Annotated in this window: 15 protein-coding genes and 1 tRNA gene; 9 read left to right on the forward strand and 7 right to left on the reverse strand. The window is 48.3% G+C overall.

The features are described 5' to 3' along the window. Together NZM01_01220 and trmB are read left to right on the forward strand one after the other, a co-directional pair. Entirely contained in the window at positions 1 to 888 is an 888-nt protein-coding gene (locus tag NZM01_01220; GenBank protein MCS6958653.1) for a trypsin-like peptidase domain-containing protein, read from the forward strand. Next, a complete protein-coding gene (gene trmB / locus NZM01_01225) occupies positions 888 to 1,556 on the forward strand; it encodes a tRNA (guanosine(46)-N7)-methyltransferase TrmB (protein ID MCS6958654.1) in 669 nt (222 codons plus the stop codon). The genes NZM01_01220 and trmB overlap by 1 nt, the downstream gene beginning before the upstream one ends. Before the next feature lie 16 nt (positions 1,557 to 1,572). Here the strand turns inward: trmB and NZM01_01230 are convergent, their stop codons facing one another. From NZM01_01230 to dusB, 5 genes are all read right to left on the reverse strand, one after another. Next, positions 1,573 to 2,001 (reverse strand): photosystem I reaction center subunit II, encoded by a 429-nt coding sequence (locus NZM01_01230; protein MCS6958655.1) that lies wholly within the window; start codon positions 1,999 to 2,001, stop codon positions 1,573 to 1,575. A 96-nt stretch (positions 2,002 to 2,097) separates the two neighbouring features. Then, a complete protein-coding gene (locus tag NZM01_01235) occupies positions 2,098 to 4,056 on the reverse strand; it encodes an FG-GAP-like repeat-containing protein (protein ID MCS6958656.1) in 1,959 nt (652 codons plus the stop codon). 294 nt (positions 4,057 to 4,350) lie between these two features. Next, the gene (locus NZM01_01240) at positions 4,351 to 4,911 is read right to left on the reverse strand and encodes a hypothetical protein (GenBank protein MCS6958657.1); all 561 of its coding nucleotides are present in this window, start codon (positions 4,909 to 4,911) and stop codon (positions 4,351 to 4,353) included. 563 nt (positions 4,912 to 5,474) lie between these two features. Then, positions 5,475 to 6,590, reverse strand: coding sequence for an LPS export ABC transporter periplasmic protein LptC (lptC, locus tag NZM01_01245; GenBank protein MCS6958658.1), 1,116 nt, complete (start codon positions 6,588 to 6,590; stop codon positions 5,475 to 5,477). Beyond that, on the reverse strand, positions 6,587 to 7,576 hold the full coding sequence (gene dusB, locus NZM01_01250; GenBank protein ID MCS6958659.1) for a tRNA dihydrouridine synthase DusB: 990 nt from the start codon (positions 7,574 to 7,576) through the stop codon (positions 6,587 to 6,589). The genes lptC and dusB overlap by 4 nt, the downstream gene beginning before the upstream one ends. A gap of 43 nt (positions 7,577 to 7,619) precedes the next feature. On the opposite strand from dusB, the gene NZM01_01255 reads away from it, so the two are divergent. Beyond that, positions 7,620 to 7,703: transfer RNA gene (locus NZM01_01255), tRNA-Leu, on the forward strand. 12 nt (positions 7,704 to 7,715) lie between these two features. Here the strand turns inward: NZM01_01255 and NZM01_01260 are convergent. Further along, positions 7,716 to 8,282: a DUF4126 domain-containing protein gene (locus NZM01_01260; GenBank protein MCS6958660.1), complete on the reverse strand. Its 567-nt coding sequence runs from the start codon at positions 8,280 to 8,282 to the stop codon at positions 7,716 to 7,718. Next, positions 8,279 to 9,754, reverse strand: coding sequence for an ABC transporter ATP-binding protein (locus tag NZM01_01265; protein MCS6958661.1), 1,476 nt, complete (start codon positions 9,752 to 9,754; stop codon positions 8,279 to 8,281). The genes NZM01_01260 and NZM01_01265 overlap by 4 nt, the downstream gene beginning before the upstream one ends. A 70-nt stretch (positions 9,755 to 9,824) precedes the next feature. Here NZM01_01265 and NZM01_01270 point away from each other — a divergent pair, with 70 nt between their 5' ends. The 6 genes from NZM01_01270 (at position 9,825) to NZM01_01295 (ending at position 16,367) form a co-directional block, all read left to right on the forward strand. Next, positions 9,825 to 11,054 carry a diguanylate cyclase gene (locus tag NZM01_01270; GenBank protein MCS6958662.1) on the forward strand — a complete coding sequence of 410 codons (1,230 nt, stop codon included), beginning with the start codon at positions 9,825 to 9,827 and terminating at the stop codon, positions 11,052 to 11,054. After that, the gene (locus NZM01_01275; protein ID MCS6958663.1) at positions 11,051 to 11,254 is read left to right on the forward strand and encodes a DUF751 family protein; all 204 of its coding nucleotides are present in this window, start codon (positions 11,051 to 11,053) and stop codon (positions 11,252 to 11,254) included. The genes NZM01_01270 and NZM01_01275 overlap by 4 nt, the downstream gene beginning before the upstream one ends. Before the next feature lie 34 nt (positions 11,255 to 11,288). Then, positions 11,289 to 11,678, forward strand: coding sequence for a hypothetical protein (locus NZM01_01280; protein MCS6958664.1), 390 nt, complete (start codon positions 11,289 to 11,291; stop codon positions 11,676 to 11,678). Between the two features lie 4 nt (positions 11,679 to 11,682). Beyond that, positions 11,683 to 12,150 (forward strand): low molecular weight phosphotyrosine protein phosphatase, encoded by a 468-nt coding sequence (locus tag NZM01_01285; GenBank protein MCS6958665.1) that lies wholly within the window; start codon positions 11,683 to 11,685, stop codon positions 12,148 to 12,150. Then, positions 12,151 to 13,275 (forward strand): DUF4336 domain-containing protein, encoded by a 1,125-nt coding sequence (locus NZM01_01290; protein MCS6958666.1) that lies wholly within the window; start codon positions 12,151 to 12,153, stop codon positions 13,273 to 13,275. A gap of 86 nt (positions 13,276 to 13,361) precedes the next feature. Continuing rightward, a complete protein-coding gene (locus NZM01_01295) occupies positions 13,362 to 16,367 on the forward strand; it encodes a hypothetical protein (protein MCS6958667.1) in 3,006 nt (1,001 codons plus the stop codon). The last annotated feature ends 1 nt before the right edge of the window (position 16,368 follow it).

The raw sequence follows: 16,368 nt of genomic DNA on the forward strand, positions 1-16,368 counted from the left end.
ATGAGAAAGTTACTAGCGATCGGTCTATTAACCACTACTTTGTCTTTGGGAATTCCTCCCCATACTTTTGCCTTTACCAACGACGAACAAATTACAATCAATGTCTACAAATTAGCTGCGCCAGCAGTAGTGACACTAAGGGGAGGTGGTAGCACAGGTTCAGGCAGTTTCATTAGCGCTGATGGGTTGATACTCACCAACGAACATGTAGTTGGCAGAGCTAGTCAGGTAGAAGTTCGTACCCAGGATGGACGTAGATTCATCGGCGATGTAATTGCCACCGATCGGCGTAACGACCTTGCCCTAGTGCGTGTGCGCAGTAATGAGCGCTTTCCCTTTCTCCGCTTAGCAGATTCCAGTGGTATTCAGGTGGGGCAGCGGGTATTTGCCATTGGTGCTCCCTTTGGCTTAGCAGGCACGTTGACAACAGGGATTTTGAGCCGCATTGCCCCTAATGGCGATTTACAGACCGATGCCGCGATCAATCCTGGGAATTCCGGTGGACCGCTCCTTAATTCCAAGGGGGAACTGATTGGGATTAACAAAGCCATTGTCGGCAATGGTCAGGGGATAGGTTTTGCCACTAGCGCGATTGCTGCCCGCAATTTCATCCATCAAACGGCTAACCGTCCCACTCCCCCACCAGAAAGCAGAGGGCAAAGATTAGGGGTAACGATCGATACCCAAACTTTTACCATTCAAGAGATCAATCCCAACTCCATTGCCAGCCGTGTGGGGTTACGACCGGGGGATAGAATTTTAGCTATCAACAATCAGCCTCTACGGGATGTCCAGGAATTGCTGGCTGTATTGGATCAGAATCCCAAAATCCTAGTACTGACAATAGCCCGCGAGCGGAGAATCGGTAAAATTCTGATTGAGTTTTGATGGCGCGTCTAGTAAGAGTACGGGAACACGTCAATCCCCTGGCAATTCAATACCAAAAACCAACACCGCCCCCTGACTGGTCAGCGGTCTATCAGGACTGGTCACTGCCCTTAAGTTTGGATTTGGGTTCAGGACAGGGGGAATATTTACTCCAAATGGCACAGAAATATCCCGATCGGAATTTTTTAGGCTTAGAAATACGCCAGCCCCTGGTAGAATACAGCAACGATCGTCGAGCAGAACTGGGTTTAACCAACGTTTACTTTCTCTTTTGCAACATCAATCAAACCTTGCCCTATCTCTTACCTGCTGACAAAAAGGTGAAGGAAGTCACTATTCACTTCCCTGACCCTTGGTTCAAGCGTCGCCAACACAAACGCCGTCTTGTCAATAGGGAATTAGTCAATACTTTAGCGCAAATTCTGTGTCCCACAGGACAGGTACTAGTACAGTCAGATGTTTGGGATATAGCCCGCAGTATTTTACAGCAATTTGAAGCTCACCCCGATTTCATAAACCTGGCAGGCGCAGGGCAATTTAGCGACCACTACCCTGACCACATTCCTACGGCGCGGGAACTCTGGGCAGTCCGCCGAAACCGACCTATCTATCGCATGGTGTTCCAGTTAGACAGTGAAAAAAAGGGAGGCATTCCTCCCCTCTCCTAATCACTTCTCCACAAAACTAGGGGTCGTAGGGTTCCTTCCCAGAAAACTTGATACTGCCGGGACTGGGATTGTCACCGATCTTGCGGGGCACGCTGCCCACAGCTACACGACCTTGGTTGACTTTTTCTGGGAACACGCCATCGGCAGGATGGAGGTACACCTGGTCACCGTTGGGGAACTCCCGCCAGATTTTGTAGTTGGTGATCTTGAAATTGCGCAGTTGCCGTCCCAGAGCCAGGGCCTGTTCCTTCTTAGCAAAGTAAAGCATGTTATCGCCTTCGTGCATGATGGCGGCACCACCGGTCGGCATTTCAAAGTATTGCTGCTTAGGGCTGTTCCAGGTGATCAGGTACTTTTCCTCCGTGAAGGCGGCAGAGAGTAAGCCCCCCGTACTCCCACCCCAAATGGGCACCTTGCCCGTAGGCTTTTGGGTTTCTTCAGACATAGCGTCGTCTCCGTAAAAGAATTAGGATTAAAGATAACATTTCCCGATCCCTTCTCTCCAAGACAACTTAACTTTCCTTTACATTGGCAGTAGGGGCTAGACCACTCTGGTGTTGGGGACAAAGACGAGGTCGGACAAGTCTAATTGCACATCAGAAAAAGCGGCAATCATGACTGCACCAAAGGGGCAATTACACCGTCTTGCCAAGATGGTATTGGGAATGGCACTAGTATCTGTCGATCGGTGTTTCAGAAAAGGAGCATTCTTGTTATCCAGCCAGGCGTTATTGTCCTCCACAAAGAAGTAGTCGTTGGCAGTCCCGTGCACAACCACTTTATCCTGACCTTTTTCAAAATCCCAAATGACGGCAAAACTTTTACCGATTTGCAGACCATACTGATCTTTCAAAACAAACGCATCATTCCCCGGTCCGCCGCTAAATTGATCCATGTGTCCAGATTCTCCGACTAAGGTATCATTCCCCCAACCGCCATACACCCAGTCGGGACCGTTATTAGAGGCATAAAAGACTAGACTATCGGCATTCGTATATCCCAATTGGGGAAAGGAAAAGTGATGATAAACACCGCCCGTCACACTCAGGTATGTACGGGAATTGTTGATACGATCGGTACCCAAAATGACCAGACCACCTTTTGCCAAATCCACCCTACCATCACCATTAAAATCTCCTACTGGTGTAAAGCCTGTACCAATGAAAATGCCGTTTTTACCGTCTACTTCTGCATCCTCTAACCGTCGAATTAATGTACCACCAAACAAAATCTTGTCGTGGGCATAGAGGTCAGTTATGCCATCACCATTAAAATCACCAATATTTTTTGTCTGGATAGCAATCCCTTGCGGTTGTGAAAACCCCTGTAATCCCCCGAAGGCAATATAGGTGGCGGGGGACCCAGACTGTCTAAAGGCGGGAGGACTACTATGGGTAGCCATTAACAAATCAACAAACCCATCATTGTTGAAGTCAGCAGCATCGTAAACACCATAACCAGGGGGAAAGGAGAGGCTAGAATCCTTGGCAGTAATCTGACTGGGATTAGCACTACCGAAATACAGAGTAGTTGTACCAGCTTCAGTAGACCATGGGAGATTTATCACGTAGGCAAAGTCAGCAAAGCCATCCCGGTTTACATCTCCCAAGGGGCGAATTCGTGCCAATGCCAAGGGGGTTGACGGTGGCATTTCTATCAACAAACTAGGGTTGGGGACAGTTAGATCAAACACAGGCGGATAATTACTCGAGGAGAGCAAGATGCGATTAGGAGCAACAATCAGATCACTCCGTCCGTCTCCATTTACATCCTTGGCATTTCTAATGAACACAGTATTGTTACCGTTTTTGATCAGAAAGCCATTGCTGCCGTCAATTAAGCCATGGTGTAGAACTGGCGGAAAGTCCCCTCTTGTACCAAAGAAAACAAAACCAGGACCAGCCAGATCAACAATCCCATCTCCGTTGACATCCCCATCAAAATCACTATAAACACCAGTGGCAAGATAAAAATCATTATGAACACCAGTAGCAAGATAAAATCCTCTCTTGCCATCTAGTTCTCCTGGGTCAAGCAAAATCTCATTGAGAGTAAAACCCTCCTTTTTGCCAAATAAAATGTAACTTCGTCTGTCAGAAGGTAAGTCACTATTAAAAACCACCAGTTCTTTGAGACCATCGCCATTGACATCCTGCCCCAACCGAAACGATCGACCTCTACTGTCGTAGGACTGAAAAAGGGGCTTATTATTGACAAGGAGAGGAGCGGGACGATCGAGATCAACAGGCACAGCCGCCGCGAAAGGAGAGGAGTTAGGGGAATTTTTGGGTGGTTTACCTGGAGCATGACCGTAGACAATGTACTTGTCTGTACCATTAGTATTTATGAGAAGGTCACCATAGCCGTCGTTGTCTAAATCACCGATCGGTTCAATCCAGAGAGCCTTTCTGGGGTCGCTACCGAAGAAAAACTCTAGTCCATTGTAACCGGTCAGTTGACTAGGGCTGAAGGGAGTACTCAAGGTCACAGGATTAAACATACTTACTCTCCAATAGTGTTGAATGACAGCCGAACCTCAAATGAAAAAGGCATAAAACATGCAAGCTCTGCAAAGCTTAAAGCAGTCAATGATTAACCCAAACTCAAAATAATTTTTAAGTCCTGGCAGATGTCAGATGTCCAACTAAGGGTGAATGGCAACATCAATATACATACTGCGTAATTCGAGGTCATCATTACTAGCTTGAAACCCACTGCTCCGGCAACCAACATAGTTAGTATGGACAGCTGCTATAGCGGGGTTTAAGCCTTTGGGGAGCAGCTCCGTAACAAATCAAAATAGAGCGTTGATGGCACTGCCACTGCGTTCGAGGCGATTATTGTCCAAGCGACAGTCGTCATTGTGGGGGTTGTTGTCTATACGAATGTCTGGGTCATAGCCCACCTCTACAATATAGCTGGGGGGAAATTCTCCTTCAGCTGGAGAGGAGCGATGCCAATTGCGCTCAAAAACCACCCTAACTTCCTGACCAAGACCAAGGTTTTGGAAAGGCTGTTGGGCCAGAAGGCGGGGCTGTCCACCAGGATTTTGTTCATACAAATAAACCATCTGCTGGTTGGCATTGGATAAGTAAGCGGTTGTCCCCTGGTTGCGAATTACGCCAGTAATCCGTACCCGCCCCTGAAAGGCATTGGTGCGGCTGAGGAGGGTGAAATTGATCCCTTGTGCCGCCAAATCAGGGCATGCTAATACTTGGGCGGGATTGGTAATCGGGCGTATATGCTGTTTTAGCTGTTCAACGGTCTCAGGACGAATGGGAGTCTGAGCTACAACGGGACATCCGACGGCAGTCAATGCTGTCAGTAGGGCTGCGGTCAGTTGGCGCGTCATCATTGTGAACCTCTGTGGATACATGATTCAGGAATACTTCCTTAGTCAGTATTGTGTCGGGAGTACTCCGATATGACAGTGTGATCGATCATTCTCCATCAGTTATCCAAATCACTAAGTTATTTTGTTGTCACTCCCAGTCATACAGTGGTAGGTCAGCCCCGTTGCTCACTAATGCCCCTGAAACTGGGCAGCAGTCCTCCGTCCAAAGAGCTAATCTCAGTGTCCGATTATTCTTTATTCTTTTTATTACTGCCAGTGACTAACTGATTGAAGCAGGCAGGGGCGGATGTGATTGAACCCTGCTTTCCCTGTTTTGACTCTTTCATGCAAGCAGCTGCAAACTAAAACACTGAAAAGGGAAACGACCCTAGCTCAAATTCTCCTGGAAATAGTACAACTATTATCACCCTTTGTTTTTACTTAACTGGGAGTTTCGACTTTCTAATGATATAGCTTATTTTGTTAAAAAAACTCTGACTTATGAGTCAACCTTGTCTCTCTTGTCCCAGACGTAATCATCACTTTCGTCTATTGATTTTTCATGAAAACCTCATCTTGAGGTACTAAGGGGGTATAACTAGAGTCTCTACTGCCTTAGCACTAGAAACTTCGATCGTTTGTCTTGCTAAATCTGCCACTGCTCGATCGCCCCTAACCTGAAGGTCACTGCGAGCCTGCTGATAAAAAACATTGCCCTCGGCAGTGACTAGTTGTTGGGGGATATTCCAGGTTGCCCGATCGGCGTTGACCTGAGATTGGTCAAAGGTAGAAATAGCCTTAACGTTGCCAGAGAGCTGAATAATCTGTTGTGCCAGATTAACTACACCTTGTTGACTAGAGACCAGGTAACCGCGGGAGGGACTTTTAATTTCCACAGGTTGGGGGAGTTTCACTAGACTTTCTTTAATATGCCACTCTAGATTACGGGAATTCAGTTCCCATCCCCTTTTAGTCGCTACAAGTCTGGCAGATTGGGGGAGTTGCAAAATTTGCTTCTGAATTTGCCAAACACCTTTTTGCGCCTTAAGCGTTAAATCTTCCTTTTGGTAAGTAGCTTGGAAAGGTACATCAATGCGGACTATCTGCTCAGGTGCTGCCCAAGTTAAAGCAGGTGCTTTGATAGAGATAGGGGGTTGTGCACTGCTAATTTGTACTGCCTCCGCTAAAGTGAAATGACTTTTACTAGGAGTAGCACGCAGAGATTTGCCCACAAGAGTAATTTTCCGATCGGGTTGTTGAATTTTGATATTGCCTGTAGCTGTGAGGAGGTCCTCATCTGCTTGCCAAACTAAACGATCGGCTTTTAGTTCAACATTTTCATCCAGGAGGCGGGCTTTAATGTCCCCATCAATAGTGATTTTGCGCTCCTTTTGATTGACCGAACCCGCCTTACCCTCTGCCTCAATTAAAACCTTGCCCTGGCGATAGAACTTACCTGAGACGGTGACAATTGTAGCGGTGAAATTTTCTTCGTTATAGTCTGCTTTACTAGCTTTGATTTCCCAGATTAAGTTGCCCTGACTATCAAATTCTGTCAGAGTGACATTGCCGAGGGTAGAACCAGGGGGAGGGACAGGCGTAACTTTTTGCTCTGTGATGGGGTTCAAGTACACCCATAGCCCCGCTCCTATGGCAACTCCCACTGTCGTTAGAGTTAAAGCCAGGGGTAAAGGTCTCATGGGCTGGCTGCCTCGATCGCTCGATCGATGAGGTCTAAACCCTCCTGCAGAGTGTCAAAGCGACAGAGTTGATCCCGCAGGGTGGCAGCACCGGGAAACCCCTTAGCGTACCAAGTCATGTGTTTACGCGCTTGTCTCAGCCCGCTAGTGCCCTTGTATTCGTAGAGAGCTTGTAAATGTTCTCGCGCCAACAGCAGCTTCTCCTGGATAGTGGGAGGAGCTTTTCTCTGACCCGTTTGGAAAAAGTAGTCAATCTCTCCCACCAAATAGGGATACCCCATTGTCCCGCGTGAACACATCACCCCATCTGCCCCCGTCTGCTCCAGGCAAGCGATCGCTGCTTCCAGGGAAAAAATATCCCCATTAGCAATCACGGGAATCCTGACTACCTCTTTCACCCGCCGAATCCACTCCCACCTGGCACTGCCATTATAGCCCTGGGCACGGGTGCGAGCGTGGACAGTGATCAATTGCGCTCCTGCATCCTCCATCCGCTGGGCAAATTCCACAATGTTAATCTCTTGGTCTGACCAACCAATGCGGGTTTTAACCGTGACAGGTACAGGAACCGCTGCTGCCACTCGCCGCACAATTTCTTGGGCAAGCCGTGGTTGCCTGAGCAGAGAAGACCCCCCCCCATTGCGCGTAATCTTATTCACAGGACAACCCATATTAATGTCCACCAAGTCTGCCCCCTCTGCCACCGCCTTCTCTGCTGCCTCTGCTAAAAAATCCGGTCGACAGTCAAATAACTGGATGGCAATGGGTGTTTCTGCCTCCCTGTCCACCTCCATGATCTGGGGTAAACCTTTGACATAGTGCAGTCCCGTAGCGTTGACCATTTCTGTGTACATCAGCGACCGGGGGGCAAACCGTCGGACAAAGCGCCGAAACACCATGTCTGTTACTCCCGACAGGGGGGACTGAAACACACGGCTGTAGAGAGTGAGGTTGCCAATTTTAAGGGGCTGTTTGACATCCACCATAGGGTAGCGCTTTTGCGATTTCTCTGCTATTATAAAAAGTCCTGGGCGGATGGCGAAACTGGTAGACGCAGCAGACTCAAAATCTGCCGGTGGCAACACCATGAGAGTTCGAGTCTCTCTCTGCCCATAGACACAAAATTCACTTGTTCTTTGTAACCCACTTTGGTAGCTCCAGCCATGAATAACGCAAGGCTACCCCTGCCAAACCCAAAGCACTGCAAGCCCCCAGATGGGGTTCTAGCAAAGCCAGAAGTAGTAATCCCAAACAGCCACCCAACTCCATCGTCGCGAATAACCCGTTATTAATTCCCCCTGTTCTCTTGGTAATATCTGCCCTCAGCAGCGTAGTGGTTATTTTTAACAGAAGGGCGACTCCCCCCCCTAGAAGTATGGCAATCAACCACTGCCCCCAGTTAGGGAAGTTATACAGTACACTTGCCATGGTCAGACTCCCAACTACAGCAGAGAGGGGAAGGGCTACGGCATCCAGTAAATTGTCCCAGCGAGGACGGAAAAAAAGCATAACTTCTACCACAGCCCCGATCGTGAAAATACTGAGCAGTTGGAGGGAGATTGACCAACTCTGATCAATGATAATTAAGCCCATTTTGCTAGTTATTGCCCATACCAGTAAAGCCACAAACACCCTCAGTCCCGCGGCACTGGCAAGACAAAGACCGAGTGCTATTTGTCCCAGAGTGTTCATACTTGTTTGACTAGCTCCTGGGTGTAAGGGTGTTGAGGATTAGTCATAATTTGTGCCGCTGTACCAGTTTCTACAATTTGCCCCCTATACATAACTAATAGACGATCGCAGAAGTGTCGTGCCAAGTTCAAGTCATGGGTAATAAATAGGAGGGAAAGATGGTATTGTTTTTGCAAGTCTGCTAACAGTTGTAAAATCTGCCATTGCCAATTTGCGTCTAGCATACTGACAGGTTCATCACAGATGAGAATTTGGGGCTGTAAAATTAATGCCCTAGCGATCGCTACGCGTTGCAGTTGCCCCCCTGACAGTTCCTGGGGATAACGATGCATGAATTGGGCAGATAAACCCACCTGTTCCAATAAGTTACGCACAGATTGGTAACGGTCACAGTCAATGTTGTGAATCATAAGGGGGTCAGCAATGGCTTGCCCGATCGTCATTTTGGGATTGAGGGAAGCCCTAGGGTCTTGGAAAATCATCTGTACTAAGCGAGCTAGTTTTTTGCCAGATAATTTTTGGTTGTGAATCAGGACGTTGCCCCCGTCGGGTTTAATTAAATCAGCCACCATTCTAGCGGTGGTACTCTTGCCACTACCACTAGCACCAATTATGCCTAACACCTCCTGGGGGTACAGCACAAAACTAACATTATCTACTGCCTTAAATTGCCCGTATTTTTTCGTCAACTCCCTTGCCACTAGAACGGGCCCATCGCTATTTACCAAAGATTGTCTGGCATAGGGACGACAACTCTCCACTAACTGGCGGGTATAGGGATGCTGGGGCACTTTGAGCAACCGATCGGGACTGGCAACTTCCACTATTTTCCCTGCTGCCATGACTGCTACACGATCGCAATAGCGCCTGACCAACTCCAAATCGTGGCTGATCAGTAGTAACCCCTTCTCCTGCTGGCGACAGAGAGAGGTCATCAGGTGTAAAACCGATCGAGCAGTTTGCCCGTCCAAGCTGGTGGTAGGTTCATCGGCAATCAACAGTTGGGGTTGGAGCAGGAGTGTTAAAGCAATCATCACCCGTTGGCGCATCCCCCCACTTAACTCATGGGCATAGCTGTAGGCATAGCGGGGATCAATTTGCACTTGTAGCAACGCCTTCTCTAGGCGGGACTTGACCTCCCTTGCACTGATCCCATGGGCAACCAGCATTTCCCTGGCATGGGCTATGACTGTCATAAAAGGATTAAACCTAGTCATGGGGTCTTGCAAAATTAAGCCTACCTTCCGCCCCCGCCAGTTGGGTGACCAGGACTCTCCCCCTAGGCGTATTTCCCCCGTAACCATTGTTCCTTGGGGCAGAATCCCCACCACTGCCCGTGCCAATGTGGACTTGCCGCAACCACTTTCCCCCACCAAACCTAATACCTCCCCCTCCGCCAATGTCAGGCTCACCCGATCGAGGACTTTACCCCCCGCCCGATAGGACACCGATAACTCCTGCAGCTGTAACAATCGTCCTGGGAAAGTTTATAGATTTTAGGATGACAGAAATCTATGATATAGGAGGGAATCAATCAAGACTATGCGCCTTCTCCAGTTTCTCAGTCTTCTCAGTGGCGAGACCAGCATCCCTCCTGAGGGGCGTAAAGACTTCATCAGGGAAGTCACCTTTAGGAATTATGCCCGATCGAAGGTCTTAGTTTGGTTTACCTTTATCTTAGCAGTAGGAATTTGTGTCGGTGTTGTCTATATTACCAAGCGCTTACCTATCCTAGAGTTCAGTTTGGCGGGGTTTGTCATTTGGCTGCAGGTATTTCTGGTATTTAGCTCCTCAGCGTTTTTGTACCTATCCTCCGTTGAAGATGCTCTTACTGTTCCGGAATTACAAGCTCGCCATGAAAAACTCTGGTATAGCTATGGCATTGCCCTACTGTTTTATACCAATGTCATGTTTCTGTTGAACTGGATACAAACGGGCTTTGTCACTGCTTACATCATTGGTATTTTTATTTTTGCTGTTTTCTTCTACTACCCCAACCGATCGGGGTTTTTAATTTTTAGTCTCAATGCTCTCTTCTACTTCATCTGCATTACTTTTATTCCCAGTCAAGCCACCATGAATAAACCCATTTACTTAACTAACGCTTGGCTCTCGGGCATTGTGGTAACAGGAGCAGCTTGGTTATTTAATCGATTGTTACTGGACTCCCAACTGCGGGATTTTCGCAGCCGTAAAAAAATTGAACAACAAGCGCAAGAACTGCGCAATGCTAACGAACAATTGCAACGCCTAGCTATGATTGATGGCTTGACCCAGGTGTCCAACCGCCGTCTGTTTGACGAAAAATTGGAGCAGGAATGGCGCAGACTCAGCCGATCGGAAAGTCCTCTGTCCATAATTCTCTGTGATGTGGATTACTTCAAAAAGTACAATGATACCTACGGGCACCTGGCAGGGGATGCCTGCCTCAAGGAAGTGGCAAAGGCGATTCAACTGGCTGTCAGACGCCCCGCCGATGTTGTTGCTAGGTACGGGGGGGAAGAATTTGCCGTCATTTTGCCTGAAACTGGGGCAGCGGGAGCATTACACGTAGCCGAAAAAATTTTACAGCAGGTCAGTAGCTTAAAAATTCCCCACCGCACCTCCAGTGTTGCTGACCATGTCACTGTCAGTGTGGGGATTGCCACGACTATACCCAGCATGGATATGCAGCCCACCCAACTGCTACAAAAAGCGGATGAATCCCTCTACCGTGCCAAGCAAGGTGGTAGAAATAGAGTAGTACATCAGTCATTGACCCTAGTGCCATGAAGGACTTTTTTGTCAACGTCAGTCGTTACCCCCGCTACCTAATTTCCATCATGTTGGGGGTGATTTGGTTTGCCCTCCAGCCCCTCGCTCCCCTACTGCGAAAACCTGTGACCGCAATTGCCCTCATCAGTGCTACCATTAGTGCCACAATTTGTCTAGTCCTAATTTTACGGGCCATGTTGGGGCTAGATAGTCTCTAACTTGTTATCCTAGGAGTAGTGAGAAGGAGAAGTTATGTCGGTACTGGAGGACATTGATCAACGGCTAAAGCAACTGGTGACGGTGGTGGAAAAACTAACCCAATATACGGGAGTTTATATGGAATTAGCTCAAGCCCAGGGCGCGCGCCTCGATAAGATTACAGAGGTAATTATCACCCAATCCCATAACATGGAACGATTGTTGCACATATCCATCTCCCAGCAGGAATCCCTCAACACCACCTACAAGACCTTTAATGAGCAAGCCTGTGCTATTTTGGAGCTGTCGCGGACAATGCGGGATGCTATGGAATCTTCCCGAGAACTACTGCGCATGACGGAGGTGGCATCGGATTTAGCTAAGAACAACCAGGCAACCATCCGCGACCTGCTGGAAGAACTGCGCCAGTCCCGCAATAACTAGTCCCATGCCTAAGAAATTACTGTTTGTCTGCCTCGGCAATATTTGCCGATCGCCTGCAGCCGAGAATATCATGAATTTCCTCATAAAACAGCGGGGACTGGAAGGGGAAATCATTTGTGACTCAGCGGGGACAGCGGGTTACCACATCGGTGCACCTCCCGATCGGCGGATGCAGAAAGCGGCTAGGGCAAGGGGAATTGAGATGGTGGGGTCAGCTAGGCAGTTAGAACCAATGGATTTGCGGGAATATGATTTAATTTTGGCGATGGATTACAGTAACTATCGCGATATTCTCAGTCTTGACCCCCAGGGCAAGTATCACGATAAGGTAAGGATGATGTGTAGTTATTGCCGCCAGTACAAGGTGAGGGAAGTGCCAGACCCCTACTATGGTGGGGAGGAGGGTTTTAATTATGTCCTGGATTTGCTGTTGGATGCCTGTGAGGGCTTATTGGAGTCGTTAACTAAGTAGATGCACTTATCCCGTTTTTGGGGGTATTGGTTTTTATTACCCCTCTACCCCTATAGTCAACGCCCCACTCTCTGTCGGGAAATTGTCCCCGATCGGGTTTGGGTGTTCGACCAGTTGCAGGGAATTTTGTACGCGGTGGTGCCAATTCGCATGACGGTTGTGGCGTTGGGGGGGGGAGGTTTGCTAGTCTATGCCCCTGTTGCTCCTACCCAGGAATGTCTGTCCCTGTTACAGCCCTTGATCGATCGTTACGGTGACGTCAAGCACATCATACTGCCTACCACTTCGGGGTTAGAGCACAAGGTATATTTACCCGCTTTTCGCCGCCGCTTTCCCCAGGCGCAGGTATGGTTAGCCCCAGGGCAGTGGAGTTTTCCCATCAATTTGCCCAGCAGTTGGTTGGGCATACAAGGGGAAGTGATTAGGGAGGGGGTTACACCTTGGGGGACAGAATTTGACCATGCAATTTTGCAGATTGATTTGGGTAAGGGCAATTTCGCGGAGATAGCCCTGTATCACAAACCGACGCGCAGTCTCTTGCTGACGGATTTGGTGATTGCCTTTAGCCTGGAGCCACCGGAAATTCTCACGGTTGACCCTTTTCCTCTCCTGTTCCACAGCCGTGACACTGCTGCTGAGATGCCTACGGATACCCCTGAACACCGCCGCAAGGGTTGGCATCGGATTGCTTTGTTTGCCACCTATTTCCGTCCCGCTGCTGTACAATCCCTCTCCCTGTGGGCAACTGTCAAGCAAGCCCTTAGCTCCCCCGATCGTTCTCCCCGTAACTACTTTGGTCTCTATCCTTTCCGCTGGCAACACAATTGGGAGGAGTCTTTCTATCACCTGTGGGGGGGCGGCAGACCGATCGTGGCTCCTATTCTGCAAGAGTTAATATTGCCCCAAGCTCCCTATGCTGTGAAAAATTGGCTTGATCGGGTATGTCAGTGGGATTTTACCCAGATCATTCCCTGTCACTTAAAGGCACCCATCCCTGCTACTGCACAAGATTTGCGTCAAGCCTTTGAGAATACCAAGTTGCCAGACTCTGACACTAAATTTGTCATGGAATTGGAAGCGTTTCTAGTAGAAAAAGGGATTGCTAGACCAAGACCGAAGTCTTAAGAGGCAGCGGTTGGTGTTGTGCAACACAGTGCTATCCAGCATAGGCGAGTGCTAGGATAAAGGCAAGGCTCTGGCGGGGATGAGTTATGGTACAGGTTTTTGGCAAAATTGGTGTGGTTTTGGGTTGCGCTTTTCTGTTAGCTAGTCCTGTTCTATCTGATGTGATGTTTGTTAGTCAAGCTACTGTCAGTCGTCGTGCCACTGTTGTGAGAGTTAGTTCTCCCAGAGATGTGATCAATCGTTTTAGTCCTAGTACTGCTATCTATATCCAAGGTAACCCTGTCAGTGCCAGAGACATCGATCGGTTACAGCAGTTAGTGGAACGTCACCCGAATTTATTCTTGGTTTTGGTGGAATATTCTTCCAACTTGGCGCAAGACCAAACTGCTATTACTGAGGCGGTTAGTCGTCATCCTGGTTTTTTGTCTGTTCGGAATCGGATCACCAATGAAAGGGAGGGAGTGCTAATCACTGTTTATTTTGGTAGTAATGAAGGACGTAGGGTTTTCTTTTTAACAGACCAGCTACCCGATCGGCTCAATGTAGGAGAAAACAATCCTGAACTATTGGAAATTTTTCGTGCCACTGTGCAGTCTGGGGGGGACATTGCCACCGCGATCGAGAGAGTAATCAGCCGTATCAATGGCAGGATTAGACAGGCAGTAGGGTCAGCAGTACAGAGTCAGCCTATTTTCGCCCAAGTCACAGGTGGTCGTAATAACCGTGGTTTGCTACTAGGAATAGGAGTGGGGGTAGGAATTCTCCTTCTGGGTGGTCATGCTTGGTCGATCAGTTATACAGGTAAGAAGAGAAAAGAAGCGATCGGGCTTTTTCCTGATATTGAACGCAAACTGCGGCAGAAGACGGAAGAACTGCTAGAACTCATGCAGACAGCTGATTTTAATGTAGTGGCTAACTACGCCGGTGAGACAGGAGCAATAGTACAGAAGGCAGTAAATGATTTGAATGACTGCTTGTTGTTGCTAGAGATGGGGAAAAAAATTCTGGCAGAGGCAAAAGCAATCATCGATCGCAAAGACATCCTGAGTCAGATTTATCCCTTCGCAGCTACTAAAGCTATCAAACTCCTGACAGACCGCAACACACAGTATAGATTCACTCCCACTGAAAGTCCCTTGGTGGCAGGGGCGGGAGTAGGTTGGCAAGAGCAATTAGCTAACTACAGCAGAGAGACAACGATGGAGAAATCTTTTCCCGATTTGATGGAGGAGTTGGTACAAAAACAGAGGCAATCCCACCAGGTGCTGACAGAGGTGATGCAAAAAGACGCAGAGATTGCTGGATTTCTGACCCAGATAGAGGAGAAAGGGAAGAGACTAATACCGATCGTGCAACCTTGGCAGAGGGCATCTAGCCCTGAATTTACAGCGCGGCAATTGTGGCAAACTTTAATTCCTAACGTCATTGGGGAGCAAGGATTGATTGCCGAAGCGAGGCAGATGATGCAGAGAGACCCCGTCGGTGTCTGGAATAGGCAGGGTAAGACGGCAGAACGGATGCTACAAGAAGCAGAGAGAATGATTGCCATCTGTCAGCAAGCGCAGTCAGTATTGATACCGCAAACACAACAAACAGAACAAATGTTAGCGAGTAATGGCATTACTACAAACTGGCTGGTTAACATACTGCGGCAACTCTCCGATCGGTTAGAAACTTTTGCCGTCAACTCCCTCAACAGTCCCTGTGGTGAAGGCTTAGCTCAGTTGGAACAGGATATTGTGTCTTTTCGGGAACAGCAGCAACAAGCGATCGCCCAAGATGAACAACGAAGGGTGATTCTACCCCAACAGATTCGGGACACAGAAAACATTATCATCAATAGCAGACAGGAGATTAGTTCTATCTATCGGCAGCGAGGCATATCTTTCACTGAACAGCAAGTTCTGGTAGAAACTGACCGTAACCCCAGCCACAGAGTTACCCAAGCGCAGCAGGAATTACTCCCCCTCAAGGAGAGTCTCGATCGGGGGGATGTCCAAAGGGCTGCCACTTGTATCAACAAGATAGAAGGACTGCTAAAAGATGCTAGGGACATTTGTTCTGACAGTTTGACTTTCCTCAATAACTACACCAATGAAAGCAACAAAATCAAAAACTACAAGAAGTCTGTCACTGATAAAATTCCCCTGACTTACAGACCCATTGCCGATCGGTTGCAGCAGACTTATCATCCCGATGCCCTGGCTTTAGTTGCCAATGAATTAGAATGCCCACCCACTGTGGCTAACATCTTAGATAGAGTAGATGTAGAACTAAAAGAAGTGGAGAGGCTGACGCAGGAAGCCAACGATCGGTATGAACAGGGATGGTTACTGACCAGTCGAGATTTAATTCAGACAGGTACACAGAAGTTACAGGGAATAGAAGTCTTGCTAGAAAAACTCCCCCGCGCTGAACAACTCCTCCAGAAAAAACAACAGGAAGCCAGACAGGCAATCCAGCAGATGGAGAATGACATCCGCTACACCCTCGATCGGCGCCATGAGTTCTATGCCCGCGAACAAGCCCGTAACCTCTGCAGTCGTCTAGAAATCCAAAGAAGAGATGTCAACAACATTATCACTTTAACGCCGCAAAACCCCTATCGTGTGGAGGAGTTAATCCTGCAAATTCGCCAAACGCAGGCAGATGCCCGTCGCTTGTTAGATGAAGACCAAGAGGCTTGGCGGGATGCTGAAAGAGCGATCGAGGAGGCAGAGAGGGAGTTGTCCTATGCTGAAAGTGCCATTTCCCAGGCAAGAAGTGCGTCTTTTACCTACGCGAGAGTGAACTACCATCGTTACAACGTAGATGATGAAAGCTATGAACTGAGAGAAATTCGTAGTTCGTTTAATAGCAAAGCCTTTGAATCGGCCCGCTCTCGCGCGGAAAGCCTAGCCCATAGCCTACGCAGAATCACAGAAGAAGCAGAAAGAGCGATCGAGGAAGCCCGTCGTGAAGATGAAAGGCAGAGAAGTTATTACAGCAGTTCCAGTAGCGATTACGGTGGTTCTTCTGGCGGCAGCTGGGAAAGCAGTAGTTCCTCTTCTGACGATCAGGACTATGGTGGTTCCAGGGGTGGCAGTTGGTAGA

It is taken from the genome of Pseudanabaenaceae cyanobacterium SKYG29 (assembly GCA_025055675.1).
In the GTDB taxonomy this organism is placed as follows: Bacteria; Cyanobacteriota; Cyanobacteriia; order Pseudanabaenales; family Pseudanabaenaceae; genus M5B4.